This window comes from Achromobacter sp. HZ01 (assembly GCF_003267925.1).
In the GTDB taxonomy this organism is placed as follows: domain Bacteria; phylum Pseudomonadota; class Gammaproteobacteria; order Burkholderiales; family Burkholderiaceae_B; genus Achromobacter; species Achromobacter pulmonis_A.
The window spans coordinates 642,138-658,362 of the sequence record NZ_LWKV01000001.1 but is presented as its reverse complement, the minus strand read 5'-3'; the positions used below and the strand labels follow the sequence as shown (position 1 = coordinate 658,362).

Below are 16,225 nucleotides of genomic sequence, written 5' to 3'. Positions count from 1 at the left end.
TCCGTTTCATGGACACCCGCATTCCCTCCCACGTGGACGTCGCCGTCATCGGCGGCGGCATCATCGGCATCAGCACGGCCTGGTCGCTGGCCCGCGCCGACCTGCGCGTCGCCGTATTCGAAAAAGGCGTAGTCGCGGGCGAACAGTCCTCGCGCAACTGGGGCTGGATACGCTCGGTCGGGCGCGACCACCGCGAACTGCCGCTGGCCCTGCGCGCCAACGCCCTGTGGCGCGAGCTACAGGCCCAGGCGGACGTGGGCTACCGGCAGCGCGGCCTCGCCTACCTGGGCCGCAGCGCGGCCGATATGCAGGGCCACGCCAAATGGCTGGAAGCCGCGCGCCCGTACGCGGTGCCCGCCAGACTGGTCGATGCCGCCGACCTGCCCGCCCTGCTCGGCGCGCAGAGCGCGCGCGCCTGGGCCGGCGCCCTCTACAACGCCGACGACGGCGTGGCCGAGCCGCAGCTGGCCACCGCCGCCATCGCCGGCCTGGCGCGCGCGGCGGGCTGCCAGATATTCGAACGCTGCGCGGTGCGCGGCCTGGACCTGGCCGCCGGCAGGGTCGGCGGCGTGGTCACCGAACGCGGCGTCGTCGGCGCGGCGGCCGTGGTGCTGGCCGGCGGCGCGTGGTCGCGCCTGTTCTGCGGCAACAGCGGGGTGTCGTTCCCGCAACTCAAGGTGCACGCCTCGGTGCTGCGCACCACGCCGCTGGAGACCGGCATGGATCTGGCCATCAACGGCGGCGACTTCACCTGCCGCAAGCGCGCCGACGGCGGCTACACGGTTTCGCAGCTCGGCGCCTCCACGGCCGACCTGACGCCCGACAGCATCCGCCTGATGCGCCAGTTCCTGCCGGCCTGGATGGCCGAGCGCAAGTACCTGAAGCTGCGCGTCGGACGGCGCTTCATCGACGAACTGAAGATGCCGCGGCGCTTCGCGCTGGACGCGCCCACGCCGTTCGAGCAGCACCGCATCCTCGACCCGCAGGCCGGCATGGCGGCCATCTCCACCGCGCTGGAAAAGCTCAAGGCGGCCTTCCCCGCCTTCGCGCCCGCCCGCGTGGCCGGCGCCTGGGCCGGCATGATCGACGTCACGCCGGACGCCCTGCCCGTCATGTCGGCCGTGGATTCCGTGCCGGGCTTCTTCCTGGCCTCCGGTTTCTCGGGCCACGGCTTCGGCATCGGCCCCGCCGCCGGCGAACTGATGAGCGAACTGGTCCAGGGCAGGACGCCCACCGTGGACCCGGCCGCCTTCCGCCTGTCGCGCTTTGCCTGACCCCTTTTTTCACCCCGTTCATGGAGTACATGCAGTGCCTGACAACAATGCCCGACTGATCCGTTTCAACGGCGGCCCGATGGTCGATCCGGTCCCCGGCAAACCCAAGCAGCCGCTCACCGGCGACGCGTCGTTCCTCAGCGTCAAGGCCTTCGACCACGAAACGGCGCGCGCCGGCGTGTGGGAAAGCACGGCGGGCACGTTCCAGGCCAACAACGCCGGCTATATCGAATTCGGCTACATCGTCGAGGGCGCCTGCCGCCTGGTCGATCCGGACGGCACCGTGCATGCGCTGGCCGTGGGCGACGCCTTCGTCATGCCCGAAGGCTATTCGGGCCGCTGGGAAGTGGACCGGACCGTCAAGAAAATCTACTTCATCAGCGTCACCCGCTAAGCACGAACGCCCGGCCCGCCCGGGCACCCCGCCCCCCGGCCAGCGGCAGTTTCGGCGCCTGCGCCGTCGTCAGCACGTCCCCGAAGGCATCGTCGCGCGGCGCGACAGTACAATTCCCCTGCTTTTTTCTTCTCCTGCCCGGCCATCCATGTCCAATCTCATCGTCCACGGCGGCACGCCCCTGCGCGGCCGCGTCACTCCTTCGGCCAACAAGAACGCGGTGCTGCCCGTGCTGTGCGCCACGCTGCTGACCGACCAGCCGCTGCGGCTGCACGGGGTGCCGGACATCACGGACGTGCGCAAGATCCTGGAGATCTTCCGCACGCTGGGCAGCGACGTGCGGCTCGACGAAAGCACCCGCACGCTGGACCTGCACCACCGCGACACGGCCTTCGACGCCGCCCGCCACCGGCTGCCCGAGGAAATGCGCTCGTCCATCATGCTGGTGCCGCCGCTGCTGGCCCGCTTTGGCGTGGCGCGGCTGGAAGACAACGTCAAGGGCTGCACCCTGGGCGTGCGCGAGATCGATCCGCACGTGGACATCTTCCGCTCGTTCGGCGGCGAGGTGGAGCGGGCCAGCGGCTCGCTGCTGGTGCGGGCCAGCGGCCACCTGCGCCCGACCCATCACTGGCTGGACTACGCCTCGGTGACCACGACCGAGAACTTCGTGCTGTGCGCCGCGGCGGCGCAGGGCGAATCCACGCTGACCAACGCGGCTTCCGAGCCGCACGTGCAGGAGTTCTGCCGCTTCATGGCGATGATGGGCGCCGACATCGACGGCATCGGCACCTCGCGCCTGACGGTGCGCGGCGGCGCCCGCCTGAAGGGCGGCGAATTCACCTTCGAGGAAGACTTCCACGAAATCACCACGTTCCTGGCGCTGGGCGCGATCACCGGCGGCGACGTGGTGGTGCGCAACAGCACCCCGGGCAACTTCCCGCTGATCGACCGCACTTTCGCCAAGTTCGGCGTGCAGATCGTGCATGAAAACGGCTGGTCGCGCGCGCTGCGCCAGGGCCCGCTCAAGGTGCAGACGCCCTTCACCAGCAACGTCCTGACCAAGGTCGAGGCCGCGCCCTGGCCCTACTTCCCGGTGGACCTTTTGCCGATCTTCATCGCGCTGGGGGTGTGCGCCGAGGGCAACGCCATGTTCTGGAACAAGGTCTACGACGGCGCGCTGGGCTGGACCGGCGAATTGTCGAAGTTCGGCGCCCACGTGTTCTCGTCGGACCCGCACCGCGTCATCACCTTCGGCGGCCGTCCGCTGACGCCGGCGGTGGTCGAAAGCCCCTACATCATCCGGGTCGCGATCGCGCTCTTCATGGTGGCCAGCAGCATCGGGGGCCGCTCGGAAATCCGCAACGCCACGCCTATCCGCCGCGCCCATCCGCGTTTCGTGGAAAACCTGCGCAGCCTGGGCGTGCAGGTGGAATGGACGAGCGAAGAATAGCTGCCGGCGGGCCGGCGCAAGCCTATACTTTGCAGACACACACGCTCCATTACGCGTAACGGGAGCCCGCCGACTTACTCCCGGCGCGACGCGCCGGGAGCGTGGCACTCCAGGGTCATGGCCCCTTGCACCGGAGGCGGATGCCATGTCGCGCCCCGCAGATTGAGACGGCTCGTTTTTAGACGCAGTCTACGAAGCAGCACCTTCAAGGAGGTGTGTGATGAGCAAACTCTCCAATGACGCGCTGGACGCCCTGCGGGCGTCCGCGAGGGGCCAGGTCCTGACCCCCGACGCGGCGGGCTACGACGACGCCCGCAGAATCTGGAACGCCATGATCGACCGCCGCCCGGCGGTCATTTTGCGATGCGCCGGCGCCGCGGACGTGCGCCTGGCGGTGGACTTCGCGCGCCGCAACCGCCTGGTGGTGGCCGTGCGCGGCGGCGGCCACAACATCGCCGGCACCGCCGTCTGCGACGGCGGCATGATGATCGACCTCTCCGCGATGAAGTCGGTGCGGGTCGATCCGCGGCGCGCCCGCGCCTATGTCGAGCCGGGCGCGCTGCTGGCCGACGTGGACCACGAAACCCAGGCCTTCGGCCTGGCCGTGCCGCTGGGCGTGAATTCGACGACCGGCGTGGCGGGCCTGACCCTGGGCGGCGGCTTCGGCTGGCTGACCCGCCGGTTCGGCATGACCGTCGACAACCTCGTTTCGGCCGACGTGGTGACCGCCGACGGCCAGCTGCTGCACGCCAGCGCGCAGGACAACGAGGACCTGTACTGGGCGATCCGCGGCGGCGGCGGCAACTTCGGCGTGGTGACGATGTTCGAATTCCAGCTGCACGCGGTCGGCCCCATCGTGTACGGCGGCCTGGTGGTGCTGCCGCTGGCCCAGGGCCGGCAGGCGCTGCTGCAATACCGCGAGGCGCTGGAAACCATGCCGGAGGAACTGACGGTGTGGGCGGTGCTGCGGCTGGCGCCGCCGCTGCCGTTTCTGCCCGAAGCGGTGCACGGCAAGCCCATGCTGGCCTTCGCCATCTGCTATTCGGGCGATCCGGACCGGGGCCTGGCAGCGGTCGAGGCGGTGCGCGGCTGGGGCCAGCCCTATGGCGAACACCTGGGTCCCATGCCTTATACCGCCTGGCAGCAGGCCTTCGATCCCCTGCTCACGCCCGGTTCGCGCAATTACTGGAAGTCGCACAACCTGGGCCTGTTGCAGGACGGGCTGATCGACGCGCTCATCGGTGCGGTCGAAACGCTGCCGTCGCCGCAGTGCGAGATCTTCCTGGGCTATATCGGCGGCGTCGCCATGCAGGTTCCCGTCGCGGCAACCGCCTATCCGCACCGCGCCGCGCAATTCGCGATGAACGTGCACGGGCGCTGGGACGCGCCCGAGGACGACGAGCGCTGCATCGCCTGGGCGCGCGCGCTGTTTCGCGCGACGCAGCCCTATGCGCAGGGCGGCGTGTACGTGAACTTCCTGACGCAGGACGAACCGGATCGGCTGGGCGCCGCCTACGGGCCGAATTTCGAACGGCTGGTGCGGGCCAAGACCCGCTACGATCCGCACAACCTGTTCCGGCATAACCAGAACATTCCTCCCGCGGCGGCCTGACGGCGCCCTCGGTCCGCGCCCGGACGCCCGCACCGCGTTCGGGCGCGACCGATTATTGCCACGACGCCGCGGTATTAAGGCGTGCAACAATTATTAACGTGTCTGGCAAAATATCTCATTGACGGGAATTGCCCCGGCCCTTATTTTTGGGCGATTCTGCCCTGTAATAAAAACGCAGTCGCCGGCGGAAAAAAATCCACTATGTCCCTCCCCCGATAAATGCGTAAGGAGCGCTGAGAACAATGGGTCATCTGGTTTTGCTGCTGCTGGGCGTGGAATATATGCGCAAACGCGCCCGCGCCCTGATGATTATCGGCTGGATATTCCTGATCGCCGGCATCGTGGTGTTCATCGATGCGCTGGACAATGCCATCTACTTTCCGCTGAATTTCTTCGCCGGGCTTTTCATCATCGAGGGGCTGGCCACGCTGGCCATCGCCAAATCGGGCGTGGGCGGACAGCGGGTGCTGCGCTACGCCAAGGGCATCATCGTGCTGACCGCCGGCATCCTGGTGCTGGCCGGCCACCATCACGGGCATTTCCTGCTGTCCATGATTTTCGGGCTGCTGTTCCTGGTGGACGGGCTGCTGCAATGCACCGCCGCCTACGTGGTGCGCTATGAGCGCTGGCGTTATGTATTCGCCTCCGGCGTGGCCGAAATACTGCTGGCGATTTTCTTTTTCCAGCCCTACCCGACCAATTACGTGGGCACGGTGCCTTATTGCCTGGGGCTGTTCCTGGCGTTCGCCGGCCTGAAACTGCTGGCGCTGGCCCACCGCACGCGGCGCCTGGATTCGAATCCCGCGCTGCATGCCAATCCCGATCCGGCCTTCATGCCCACGCGCGGCGACGACGCACCGCCGCAAACCGTTTTCGACGGCCCGCCGGCGGCCTCCGAGCGCGCGCTCACGGTCCACGTCTGGACCCCGTCCGGCTCGGCCAAGGCGGAAACCCGCAATTATCCGGTGGTGGACCGGTATATCGCCGCCGTCGACCTCAACGGCGTCGTGTCCACCGGCCATGCCGCGATGGAATCGCCCGAAGGCATCTACATCAGCCTGTATCCGGCCAAGGAAATCGACCGCTCTCCCGAGCAGTTCGGCATGCTGCTGCGCGCCACCGCCGACAACAACGTGCCGGGCCTGTTCCAGCCCGATTACCCGACCGAGGCCAAGGCCTGGTGCCCGTCCACGGTGCAGGTGCGCATCCGCAACTACGACGCCGCCAAGCTGCAGGCGTTCTGGGACGAATACCGCCAGAACACCACCTACAACCTGACTTACCGCAATTGCTCGAGCTCGGTGTCCAACGGCCTGGAGGCGGCGCTGGACGGCGTGGTGGGCCGGCTGCATGGCCCCAAGGCCGGCTGGCGCGTGCTGCTGCGCCTGCTGCTGACGCCCGAACTCTGGGTGGCCGGGCAGATCCGCAAGCGCGCCCTGACCATGGCCTGGACCCCGGGCCTGACGCTGGACTATGCGCGCGCGCTCAGCATGCTGGCCGATCCGCGTCCGTTCGGCTGGTGGAAGATGTCGCAGCAGGCGCTGCGCCAGATGGCGCGCCTGCGCGCCGGCTGGCGCAGCCAGGACCGCGAGGCCGTCGCCCGCAACGCGCGCGCCGAATCGCAGGGCGCGCAATGACGGACGCGGCCCGCCCGCTCCGCCCGCCCGTGCCCTTGCCCGCCCTCGCGCCGCAGCCATGATCGCGCAGATCGCCATCGGACTGGCCGTGCTGGCCGGGGCCGGCTGGGGCGCGCTCGCCCTGTGGTTCCAGGCCCCGCTGGGCCCGCGCGCGCGGGGCGTCGTGGCCGCCCTGTGGCTGGCGCTGGGCGCCGCCGCGCTGGCCGGCCTGGCCTGGGGCGCCTGGCGGCCCGCCGCGTTTTTCGGCGCGCTGCTGCTGGGCCTGCTGGCCTGGTGGAAGCTGGGCGTGCGGCCGTCGAACGAACGCCAGTGGATGCCCGAGGTGGCCCGCCAGACCCAGGGCGCGGTGGACGGCGACATCCTCACCCTGCGCAACGTGCGCAATTTCGAGTGGCGCTCGCGCACCGACTTCGATCCGCGCTGGGAAACCCGGGTCTACGACCTGTCGCGCCTGGCTTCGGTGGACCTGCTGCTGTCCTACTGGGGCCGGCCGGCGGTGGCCCACGCCATGGTGTCGTTCGGCTTCGACGACGGCCAGTACCTGGTGTTCTCGGTGGAGATACGGCGCAAGCTGAACGACACGTTCTCGGAGATCGGCGGCTTCTTCCGCCGGTACGAACTGGCCGTGCTGGCCTCTTCCGAGGAGGACAGCCTGCGGGTGCGCACCAACGTGCGCGGCGAGGACGGCTACCTGTATCGGGTGCACATGCCCGAAGGCGCGGCGCGCAAGCTGCTGCTGTCCTACGTGGACACGGCCAACCAGCTGGTGCGCCAGCCGCGCTTCTACAACACCCTGACCGCCAACTGCACCACCATCGTGTACCGCCTGGCCGACCAGATCGTGCCGGGGCTGCCGATGGACTACCGGCTGCTGCTGTCGGGCTACCTGCCCGAATACCTGTACCGGCTGGGCGCGCTGGAAGGCGCCGACAGCCCGCAGGCGTACCGGCAGGCCGGCCACTACACGGACCGCGCCCGCGCAACCGCGGACGCCGCCGACTTCTCGCGCAACATCCGGCGCGGCGTGCCTGGCGTGTAGCAGCAGGCAGCCCATCCCGTTCAGGACGTTCGGACCGATATCGGCTGCGGCTCAGCGCTGGCCGGCCAGCCGCGCGGCCTCGCCCAGCAACGCGTCCAGCAGGCGGCGCGCCGGCACGGTCAGCGGCGCATCGGCGCGGTGGGTCACATAGATGACGGTCTTGGGCAAGGGATCGGCGAGGTCCAGCCGCACCAGGTCCAGCGCCGGCCCGTAACGGTCGAGGAACCCCTGCGGCATGATGCCGATGAGGTCCAGCTGCGGCATCAGCGCCAGCAGCGTGGAAAAGGACTCGCATTCGAGCTGCAGATGCAGCGCGCGCGCCTGCGCTTCGTCGGCATACAGCGCCCTGGGATCGCCCGGCCCCTGCGCCGGCCCGGTCAGCACCCAGGCGGCTTCGGCCAGCTCGCTCAGGCGCCGGGCGCGCGCCAGCGGATGCGAGGCCCGCGCGACGATGACCGACTGGCTTTCGAACAGCGGCTGCACGGCCAGGTCGCCGCCGCCGCCCGCCTCGGGCAGGGGACCCAGCGCCATGTCCAGCTCGCCCGAACGGATGCGCTCCAGCGCCTGCGGATAGAGCGTGTCGCGCACCCGCAGCCGCACCTGCGGCCAGCGCGCGCCATAGCGCGCCACCGCGCCCGGGGCCAGCAGGATGGCGGCGGCGGGCGATACGCCCAGCGTCACCTGGGCTTCGGCGCCGCGCAAATGCCACGCCAGGTCTTCGTGGGCCTTCTCGATTTCGCGCATGACCACCGCCGCGCGCGCCGCGAGGATCTCGCCGGCCTGCGCCAGCCGCACGCCCTTGGGGGTGCGCACCACGAGTTCGGCGCCCACCTCTTCCTCCAGCTGGCGCAGCGACTTGGTCAGCGCCGGCTGCGACACGTTCAGCACCTGCGCGGCAGCGCGCATGCTGCCGGTGCGGGCCAGGGTGAGCAACAGGTTCAGATGCTGGAGTCGCAAGCCGCCTCTCCGGCCGATTACCTGCGGTAATCGACATCAAAACAATTCAAGGGATGCGCGCGCAGGCCGTCGATAGAATTCCTGCATGCCCCATCGGAGACAGGAGCCTAGCATGACCCGAGGCGTGAAGAACATTCTCTTCATCATGTGCGACCAGCTGCGCTACGACCATCTTTCCTGTTTCGGCCATCCCACGCTGAAGACGCCGAACCTGGACGCGCTGGCCGCGCGCGGCGTGATCTTCGACCGCGCCTATGTGCAGTCGCCCGTGTGCGGCCCGTCGCGCATGAGCTACTACACCGGACGCTATGTGCACGCGCATGGCGCCAGCTGGAACTTCGTCCCGCTGAAGGCCGGCGAGATGACCATCGGCGACCATCTGCGCCCGCTCGGGGTGCGTTCCGTGCTGGTGGGCAAGACCCACATGCGCGCCGACATGGCCGGCATGTCGCGGCTGGGCATAGATCCGGCCTCCGTCATCGGCCGCCGCATCGCCGAATGCGGCTTCGACGCCTACGAACGCGACGACGGCATCCACCCGTACTCGGGCCACGCCCCCGACCCGCGCTACAACGACTATCTGCGCGCGCACGGCTACGGAGGCGACAACCCCTGGGAATGCTGGGCCAATTCCGCCGTGGATGCCGACGGCACGGTACGTTCGGGCTGGTTCCTGAAGTATTCCAACCTGCCCGCGCGCGTGCCCGAAGAGCACTCGGAAACGCCATACATCACGCGCCGCGCGATGGACTTCATCAGCGAGGCGGGCGAACAGCCCTGGTGCCTGCACCTGTCCTACATCAAGCCGCACTGGCCCTATCTGGCGCCGGCGCCCTACGCCGGCATGTACAGCGCGCAGGACGCGCTGCCGGTGGTGCGGTCGGAGGCCGAACGAGCCGATCCGCATCCGGTGTATGCGGCGATGATGCGGCATCGCGTATCCGCGACCTTCTCCGAGCCCGGCGTGCGCGAGGCGGTCATGCCCGGCTACATGGGGCTGATCAAGCAGATCGACGACCAGCTCGGCGTGCTGTTCCGCTTCATGGAGGCGCGCGGCCTGTTCGACAACACCATGATTGTGTTCACGTCCGATCACGGCGACTATCTGGGCGACCACTGGATGGGCGAAAAAGACCTGTTCCACGAACCCGTCATCCGCATGCCGCTGATCGTCTACGACCCGGACGCGCGCGCCGACGCGGCCCGCGGCACGCGCTGCGCGGCGATGGTCGAAGCGATAGACCTGGCGCCGACCTTCCTGGAAGCCTGCGGCGGCGTGCAGGTGCCGCACATCATGGACGGCCGTTCGCTGCGGCCCCTGCTGTTCGGCCAGACGCCGCCGGACTGGCGCGACCACGTCATCTGCGAGTACGACTACGCCTTCCAGGATTCGCGCATCGCGCTGGGCACGCCCGCGCGCCAGGCCTGGCTGCGCATGGTGCGCGACGAACGCTGGAAGTACGTGCTGGCCGAAGGCTACCGGCCGATGCTGTACGACCTGCAGGAGGACCCCCAGGAATTTGTCGACCTCGGCGCCTCGCCTGCGCACGAGGCGGTGCGCAGGCGCATGGAAGAACTGCTGTTCCGCTGGGCGCGCCAGCCGCGCCAGCGGGCCACGGTGGCCGACGGCACCATCGAATCCATCGAAGTCCAGCCGCGCATTTCCGAAGGCGGCATCCTGATCGGCTATTGGGACGAAGCCGATCTGGCCCGCGCCAGGCAGTCGTTCAAGCCCCGTTTCGCATCATCCAACCCGCTCGTGAAGCCGACGCTGGATCGGCTGTCGCAATCCTGAGGAGTGCCGCATGATTCTCGAAACCCCCGACATCACCCGCGCCCAGACCGGCCTGGACGGCGTTTCCTGGAACATCCTGGGCCAGGTGTACGTGCCCAAGCAGGTCAGCCTGGACAGCATTTCCTGGCACGCCACGTTTCCCGAAGAAAGCTTCGTGCCGCCGCACGTGCACCCGAACCAGGACGAATACATCTTTGTGCTGGACGGCCGCATCGACCTGCTTCTGGACGGCAAGAAGACTTCCGCCGGCCCGGGCGACCTGGTGCGCATGCCCCGGGGCGTGCCGCATGCGTTCTTCAACAATTCCGGCATGACCGCCACCGCGCTGTTCTGGGCCGCGCCCGCGGGCAAGCTGCTGGCGCTCTACCGGCGCATCCACAACATGTCGAGTCCGGCCGAGGTGGTGGCGGTGGCGCCGGAATACGACGTGATCTTCATGCCGCCCGTTTCTTCCGCGGCCTGAGCCATGCGCCGCCGCACGCTACTGAAGGGCCTGTCCGGCGCCCTCGCCTGTACCTTGCCGTGGTCCGCCCGGGCCGCGTACCCGGACAAGCCCGTGCGCATCATCGTGCCGCTGCCCGCGGCCAGCCCGCCCGACGTGCTCGCGCGCGTCATCGCTGAAAGGCTGCAGCGCCTGTGGGGCCAGCCGGTGGTGGTCGAGAACCGCCCCGGCGCGACCGGCATGATAGGGCTGGACGCCGTGGCGCGCAGCGCCCCCGACGGCTACACCGTGGGCATCATGTTCCTGACCCACACCGTGCTGCCGGCGCTGTTCGGCAAGGTGTCCTACCGTACGGATGGCGACTTCGCGCCGATCGCGAACCTGGTCTGGCTGTACAACGCCCTGCTGGTGGCGCCGGGCAGCGAGTATGCCGACGTCCGCGGCCTGGTCGAACAGGCCAGGCGGCAGCCCGGCAAACTCAGCTATGGCTCCGGCGGCAACGGCTCGCCCGCCCATCTGCTGGCCGCCGCCTTCTGTCAGGCAGCGGGCATAGACATGCTGCATGTGCCGTTCAAGGGACCGGCGGAAGCGGCGCAGGCGCTCATGGGCGGCTACGTGCAGACCATGTTCGCCACCGCCTCGGTCGCCGTGCCGCTGGCGCAGTCCGGCAAGTTGCGCGCGCTGGCCGTCACGCGCGACGGCGGCATGGACGCCCTGCCCGGCGTGCCCACGCTGGCCGAGGCCGGGGTGCCGGCGTTCAACCTCAAGGAATGGGAAGGCATCGTCGCGCCCGCGGGCACGCCGCCGGCCCTGATCTCCAAATGGAACGGCGCCATGCAGACCATCCTGGCCGAGGCCGGGGTGCGCGACAAGCTCGCCGGCCTGGGCATGGAAGCCGCGGACGCGAACACGCCGGCCGAATTCGCGGGGCTGATACGGGGCGAGCTGCAGCGCTGGTCGACGTTCGTGTCGGAACGGAAGCTGCGCAACGGATGACGGCGCAGCGCGCCGCAGCCCAGGCCTGCGGCCGCCCGCCCGGCCCGCCTAGCGCGCCGCGCCTGCCGACCGTCCCAGGAAATCGAGCACCGCCAGATACGAGCCTTCGTTGCCCGCGGCGTTCGCGCTGGCCGATCCGCCGGCGTCCAGCAGCAGGCCCGACATGGCGTGCGGCTTGCTGATGAGGGTCGCGGGCAGGTAGGGATAGTGCACGTGGTGCCCCGCCCCCATGCAGACGTGGTGGAAGGTCGGCAGGCCGTGCGCCAGGCGCTGGCGCATGACGATCTCGGAATAGGCGGTGCTGGGCCAGAAGCCGTCGTCCGAGGCGCTGACCAGCATGATCGGGCCGGGATAGTTTTCGACCGGAATGCGGGCGCGCTCGAACGCCGCGCTGTCGCGCGTGGCGCTGAGAAAAGCATGGGTCTGGCGGTACGGCGGGTCCGAGGCGTAGGCCGCTTCCCAGTCCGCGCTGGCGTTGTCGTGCCACAGGTGCGGCAGCGGCTCGCCGGCCTTGGTCCAGACCTGCGCGTCGCGGCCGGTGCCGGGCGCGCCGGCGCTGACCACGCCGTGCATCACCGGCGACGGCACGTAGGCCACCACCGCGCTGACCAGCTCCGGATAGTGCGAGGCCACCAGCAGCGAGGTCTCGCCGCCGCGGCTGATGCCCGACAGCGCCACGAAGCCGTCGCGCGGCGCCAGCTCGGCGCGGGCCCAGCGCAGCGCATGCTCGAAATATTCCAGCGGCATGTCGTTCAGGTACTTGGGCCGGCCTTCGTAGTTGAAGATGGCCAGCGCCAGGCACTGGTAGCCGCGGGCCGCGAACAGCGCCGCGCGCGGCGCGTTGACGCCGCCGGACGAGCCGTTCATGTAGATCACCAGCGGATGCGGGCCGGGGCCGGCCGGGGTGTAGAGCTCGCCCGACAGCGTCATGCCGCCGACCTGCTCGCGCACCGCGCGGTGGGTCACGCCTTCGGCCAGGAATTCCTGCACCAGCTGCGCGCGGGCGCTGCGGCGGCCGTCGCTGGCCTCGATGTCGATCGCCAGCGCGTCGGTGCGATCCGGCGGGAACACCACGCGTTCCATGTCGCAGCAGCTCATGGACCAGACCAGGCCCATGGCCGAGGGCTCGGCGTAGCTGCCCGACACCGGGCAGTCGCGCGACAGGTCCAGGCTGCCGTCATGGCCGGCCATGAACACGGCCTGCGAGCGCCACGCGGCGCCGCACATCCGCATGCTGGCCGTCACGGTGACGAAGGCATAGGCCGGGAATCCGTCGATGCGGATGTCGCGCGCCACGTCGATCAGGGCGCGTTCGGGACTGACGGTGATGCGGGGCGGTTCGCTCACGGCGGCTCCTTAGCTCTTGAGATCGGTACGGGGCACGCCGTTGGCCTTGATGACCTGGGCCCACATGGCGGACTCCTCGGCGATGACGCGGTCCAGGTCGGCCGATGACGTGAACTCGACCGTCACGCCCTGCTCCGCGAACTGCTGCACCAGGCCGGGGTCGCGCGTGCCTTCGCGCACCGCATGCTCCAGCTTCTTGACCACGGCCGGCGGCATGGCGGCCGGGCCGGAAATCATCATGCGGGTGTACAGCTCGAAGCCGTCCACGCCCGCCTCCTTCATGGTGGGCACGTCGGGCAGGCTGGACAGGCGCTTGTCGGCGGTGACGGCCAGCACCTGCAGCTTGCCGGACTTGATGTTGGGCAGCGCCGAGGTCGGGAAATCGAAAGAGCTCTGCACGGTGCCGGCCATCAGGTCCAGCAGCGCCGGGCCGCTGCCCTTGTACGGCACGTCCTGGAACTGGGTGCCGGTCTTGGACTGGAAATGCAGCAGCGCCAGGTGGTTGATCACGCCGCGCCCGGCGTGCGCGCAAGTGATGTCGCCGGGCTTCTTCCTGGCCAGGGAGATGAACTCCTGCACGGTCTTCACGCCCAGCGCAGGATTGACGATCAGCAGCATGGGCGACTTGCCCATCGACCCCAGCTGCTTGAAGTCCGACTGCTGGTACGGCAGGTTGTTGTACAGCAGGGGGTTGAGGATCATGCCATTGGTGCCGGCAAAGCCCAGCGTGTAGCCGTCCGGCTCGGCGCGCGCCACCGCCACGGTGGCGATGATGGCCTGACCGCCGGGGCGGTTCTCCACCACCACGCTCTGCTTGAGCGTCTTGCCCATGCGCTCGGCCAGGGCGCGCGCGGCGATGTCGGTCAGCCCGCCCGGGGCAAAGCCCACCAGCAGGCGCACGGGGCGGGTCGGAAAGTCGTCCTGCGCCCAGGACGGGCGCGGGATCAGCGGCAGCGCGGCGAGCGCGCCCAGGGCATGGCGGCGGGTGAATCGCATACGGCTCTCCAGGCGGGAGCCGTCCGCCCGAGGGGCAGACGGTCTCGGAGAACGTATGTTGTATGCAGTTTTACGCCGGAGCTACTCGGGGTATCCCGAGGTCGTCAGGGAAGCATATTCCGCCTGACGGTACTTCGTATGCGATCCAGCCCGATCAGGGCTTGGTCATGAGCTTCTTCCACCCCTCCAGCCCCAGCCGGTTCATGGTGTCGATGTTCTTCTCGTAGATCTCGGCGGCGTCCGGGAAGGACTCCACCGCCCGGTCGATGCTGGCTTCGCGCAGCAGGTGCAGGATGGGATACGGCGAGCGGTTGGTGTAGTTGGAGATGTCGTCCGGCTGCGTGTCGGCGAACTGGAACTGCGGGTGGAAGGTCGCCACCTGCAGTTCGCCCACCAGGCGCATGCGCTTGAGCAGGCGGTCCGACAGGTCCTCGAAGTCGTTGAACTCCAGGAAGTCGTCCAGCGCGTCCGGAACGATGAGCAGCGTGGTGTCGATCTTTTCCGGATCGGCCTCGGCCAGCAGCGCCAGTTCGTCCTGCAGGTCGGTCAGCACGCCCTCGGCGTCGGTGGCGTCGCTGACCGCGAAGCGGATCTGGTCCTTGACCTGCACCGCCTTGGCGAAGGGACAGAGGTTCAGGCCGATCACGGCCTGGTTCAGCCAGTGCCGCGTTTCGGCGACGACGTTGGCGTAGGCGTCGGAGGTGGAAATCATACGGGCATCGCCGCCATCGTCTGGGCCACCGCGGCGGTGAGCTTCTTGCCGTAGGGCACGTGCAGGAATTCGTTGGGGCCGTGGGCGTTGGACTTCGGCCCCAGCACGCCGCAGACCATGAACTGGGCCTTGGGGAAGCCCTTCTGCAGGATGCTCATCAGCGGGATGGTGCCGCCCTGGCCGATGTAGCCGCAGGGCGCGCCGTAGTACTGCTGCGAGGCCGCGTCCAGCGCCTGGGTCAGCCATTGCTCGGAGGCCGGCGCGTTCCAGCCGGTGGCCGCGCCTTCGTTAGCCTTGAAGATGACCTTGGCGTTGTAGGGCGCGTCGGCTTCCAGCAGCGCCTTGATCTCCTGCGAGGCGGCCACGGCGTCGACCAGCGGCGGCAGGCGCAGCGACAGCTTGAAGGCGGTGCGCGGACGCAGCACGTTGCCGGCGCTCGACAGCGGCGGCAGGCCTTCGGCGCCGGTCACCGACAGGGTCGGACGCCAGGTGCGGTTGAGCAGCGCCTCTTCGGGCTCGGTCGTCATGGGCAGCACGAAGCCGCCGTCGGCGCCGCAGCTCCAGGGAAAACGGCGCCAGACCTCGTCGCCCAGGATGCGCGCGGTGGCGTGCACCTGCTCGATGCGCTCGGAGGGAATTTCGCAATGCAGGCTTTGCGGCAGCAGGCGGCCGGTGGCGCTGTCTTCCAGGCGGTCCAGCAGATGGCGCAGGATGCGGAACGACGACGGCACCACGCCGCTGGAGTCGCCCGAGTGCACGCCCTCGTCCAGCACCTGCACTTCCAGCGTGCCCGACACCATGCCGCGCAGCGAGGTCGTCATCCAGAGCTGGTCGTAGTTGCCCGCACCCGAATCCAGGCACACCACCAGCGCCACGTTGCCCAGGCGGTTGCGCAGCGCGTCCACGTAGGGCAGCAGGTCGTAGCTGCCGGATTCCTCACAGGTTTCGACGATGCCCACGCAGCGCGGGCGCGGGATGCCCTGCTTGTCCAGCGCCATGATGGCGGTCAGCGAGGCGTACACCGCATAGCCGTCGTCGGCGCCGCCGCGGCCATAGAGCTTGCCGTCTTCGTACTTCGGGGTCCACGGGCCCAGGCCGGCGCGCCAGCCGGAGAATTCGGGCTGCTTGTCCAGGTGGCCGTACAGCAGCACGGTGTCGCCGTTGTCGCTGCGGGTGGCGGGCGCGTCGAAGAAAATCACCGGGGTGCGGCCCGGCAGGCGCACCACTTCCAGTTTCAGGCCCGAGACCTTCTGCGCCTCGACCCATTGCGCGGCGTCGCGCACCACGCGTTCGATGAAGGCGTTCTTTTCCCAGTCCGCATCGAAGGCCGGGCTCTTGGCCGGGATGGCGATGTAGTCGGTCAGGGCCGGGATGATCTCGTTGTCCCACTTGGCGTCCACGAAAGCCTGCAAAGCCTGCGGATCGAGAGTGGGAGGAAGCGCGTCTTCGGGGATGCGGGCGTTCATGGCGGTGATCCTGTGGTCGGGAAAAGATGGGCAAAGCGGTATTTTATGCCCAGCGCCGCGCCGCCGGCAGCTTTCGTCCCCAATTTGAAGCGACCGCGCGCAAAAGGC

The 16,225-nt window shown here is 69.1% G+C and carries 14 protein-coding genes; 9 read left to right on the top strand and 5 right to left on the bottom strand.

Going from position 1 to position 16,225, the window contains the following annotated elements; all coding sequences use genetic code 11:
- Positions 1 to 8: 8 nt before the first annotated feature.
- The 6 genes from A6B37_RS03105 (at position 9) to A6B37_RS03080 (ending at position 7,406) form a co-directional block, all read left to right on the top strand.
- On the top strand, positions 9 to 1,274 hold the full coding sequence (locus A6B37_RS03105; RefSeq protein ID WP_111824857.1) for an FAD-binding oxidoreductase: 1,266 nt from the start codon (positions 9 to 11) through the stop codon (positions 1,272 to 1,274).
- 34 nt (positions 1,275 to 1,308) lie between these two features.
- Positions 1,309 to 1,668: a cupin domain-containing protein gene (locus A6B37_RS03100; RefSeq protein ID WP_102772015.1), complete on the top strand. Its 360-nt coding sequence runs from the start codon at positions 1,309 to 1,311 to the stop codon at positions 1,666 to 1,668.
- A 148-nt stretch (positions 1,669 to 1,816) separates the two neighbouring features.
- Entirely contained in the window at positions 1,817 to 3,118 is a 1,302-nt protein-coding gene (locus A6B37_RS03095) for a UDP-N-acetylglucosamine 1-carboxyvinyltransferase (protein WP_102772016.1), read from the top strand.
- A 220-nt stretch (positions 3,119 to 3,338) separates the two neighbouring features.
- Complete coding sequence (locus A6B37_RS03090; protein ID WP_102772017.1) at positions 3,339 to 4,730, top strand: FAD-binding oxidoreductase; 1,392 nt, start codon at positions 3,339 to 3,341, stop codon at positions 4,728 to 4,730.
- Positions 4,731 to 4,972: 242 nt separating this feature from the next.
- Positions 4,973 to 6,367, top strand: a complete 1,395-nt coding sequence (locus A6B37_RS03085; protein WP_102772018.1) for a DUF308 domain-containing protein — start codon at positions 4,973 to 4,975, stop codon at positions 6,365 to 6,367.
- A 58-nt stretch (positions 6,368 to 6,425) separates the two neighbouring features.
- Complete coding sequence (locus A6B37_RS03080; RefSeq protein ID WP_102772019.1) at positions 6,426 to 7,406, top strand: DUF4105 domain-containing protein; 981 nt, start codon at positions 6,426 to 6,428, stop codon at positions 7,404 to 7,406.
- A gap of 51 nt (positions 7,407 to 7,457) precedes the next feature.
- Here the strand turns inward: A6B37_RS03080 and A6B37_RS03075 are convergent, their stop codons facing one another.
- Entirely contained in the window at positions 7,458 to 8,363 is a 906-nt protein-coding gene (locus A6B37_RS03075) for a LysR substrate-binding domain-containing protein (RefSeq protein ID WP_102772020.1), read from the bottom strand.
- A gap of 112 nt (positions 8,364 to 8,475) precedes the next feature.
- Here A6B37_RS03075 and A6B37_RS03070 point away from each other — a divergent pair, with 112 nt between their 5' ends.
- The 3 genes from A6B37_RS03070 to A6B37_RS03060 are packed head-to-tail and all read left to right on the top strand — an operon-like array spanning position 8,476 to position 11,596.
- Positions 8,476 to 10,158, top strand: a complete 1,683-nt coding sequence (locus tag A6B37_RS03070) for an alkaline phosphatase family protein (protein ID WP_111824856.1) — start codon at positions 8,476 to 8,478, stop codon at positions 10,156 to 10,158.
- A 10-nt stretch (positions 10,159 to 10,168) separates the two neighbouring features.
- Positions 10,169 to 10,621, top strand: coding sequence for a cupin domain-containing protein (locus A6B37_RS03065; RefSeq protein WP_102772022.1), 453 nt, complete (start codon positions 10,169 to 10,171; stop codon positions 10,619 to 10,621).
- A 3-nt stretch (positions 10,622 to 10,624) separates the two neighbouring features.
- The gene (locus tag A6B37_RS03060) at positions 10,625 to 11,596 is read left to right on the top strand and encodes a tripartite tricarboxylate transporter substrate binding protein (protein ID WP_102772023.1); all 972 of its coding nucleotides are present in this window, start codon (positions 10,625 to 10,627) and stop codon (positions 11,594 to 11,596) included.
- Positions 11,597 to 11,644: 48 nt separating this feature from the next.
- Here the strand turns inward: A6B37_RS03060 and A6B37_RS03055 are convergent, their stop codons facing one another.
- From A6B37_RS03055 to A6B37_RS03040, 4 genes are all read right to left on the bottom strand, one after another.
- Positions 11,645 to 12,943: an acyl-CoA thioester hydrolase/BAAT C-terminal domain-containing protein gene (locus A6B37_RS03055; RefSeq protein WP_111824855.1), complete on the bottom strand. Its 1,299-nt coding sequence runs from the start codon at positions 12,941 to 12,943 to the stop codon at positions 11,645 to 11,647.
- A 9-nt stretch (positions 12,944 to 12,952) separates the two neighbouring features.
- Positions 12,953 to 13,939, bottom strand: coding sequence for a tripartite tricarboxylate transporter substrate binding protein (locus tag A6B37_RS03050; protein WP_111824854.1), 987 nt, complete (start codon positions 13,937 to 13,939; stop codon positions 12,953 to 12,955).
- A 154-nt stretch (positions 13,940 to 14,093) separates the two neighbouring features.
- On the bottom strand, positions 14,094 to 14,651 hold the full coding sequence (locus A6B37_RS03045; RefSeq protein WP_102772026.1) for a DUF1415 domain-containing protein: 558 nt from the start codon (positions 14,649 to 14,651) through the stop codon (positions 14,094 to 14,096).
- Positions 14,648 to 16,117 (bottom strand): M20 family metallopeptidase, encoded by a 1,470-nt coding sequence (locus A6B37_RS03040; protein WP_111824853.1) that lies wholly within the window; start codon positions 16,115 to 16,117, stop codon positions 14,648 to 14,650. The genes A6B37_RS03045 and A6B37_RS03040 overlap by 4 nt, the downstream gene beginning before the upstream one ends.
- Positions 16,118 to 16,225: the final 108 nt, after the last annotated feature.

What these genes read in the sequence shown, in the direction of transcription:
- A6B37_RS03105 (WP_111824857.1), top strand. Translation starts at nt 9, where the DNA reads ATGGACACCCGCATTCCCTCCCACGTGGACGTCGCCGTCATCGGCGGC.
- A6B37_RS03095 (WP_102772016.1), top strand. Translation starts at nt 1,817, where the DNA reads ATGTCCAATCTCATCGTCCACGGCGGCACGCCCCTGCGCGGCCGCGTC.
- A6B37_RS03090 (WP_102772017.1), top strand. Translation starts at nt 3,339, where the DNA reads ATGAGCAAACTCTCCAATGACGCGCTGGACGCCCTGCGGGCGTCCGCG.
- A6B37_RS03085 (WP_102772018.1), top strand. Translation starts at nt 4,973, where the DNA reads ATGGGTCATCTGGTTTTGCTGCTGCTGGGCGTGGAATATATGCGCAAA.
- A6B37_RS03080 (WP_102772019.1), top strand. Translation starts at nt 6,426, where the DNA reads ATGATCGCGCAGATCGCCATCGGACTGGCCGTGCTGGCCGGGGCCGGC.
- A6B37_RS03070 (WP_111824856.1), top strand. Translation starts at nt 8,476, where the DNA reads ATGACCCGAGGCGTGAAGAACATTCTCTTCATCATGTGCGACCAGCTG.
- A6B37_RS03065 (WP_102772022.1), top strand. Translation starts at nt 10,169, where the DNA reads ATGATTCTCGAAACCCCCGACATCACCCGCGCCCAGACCGGCCTGGAC.
- A6B37_RS03060 (WP_102772023.1), top strand. Translation starts at nt 10,625, where the DNA reads ATGCGCCGCCGCACGCTACTGAAGGGCCTGTCCGGCGCCCTCGCCTGT.
- A6B37_RS03050 (WP_111824854.1), bottom strand. Translation starts at nt 13,939, where the DNA reads ATGCGATTCACCCGCCGCCATGCCCTGGGCGCGCTCGCCGCGCTGCCG.
- A6B37_RS03045 (WP_102772026.1), bottom strand. Translation starts at nt 14,651, where the DNA reads ATGATTTCCACCTCCGACGCCTACGCCAACGTCGTCGCCGAAACGCGG.
- A6B37_RS03040 (WP_111824853.1), bottom strand. Translation starts at nt 16,117, where the DNA reads ATGAACGCCCGCATCCCCGAAGACGCGCTTCCTCCCACTCTCGATCCG.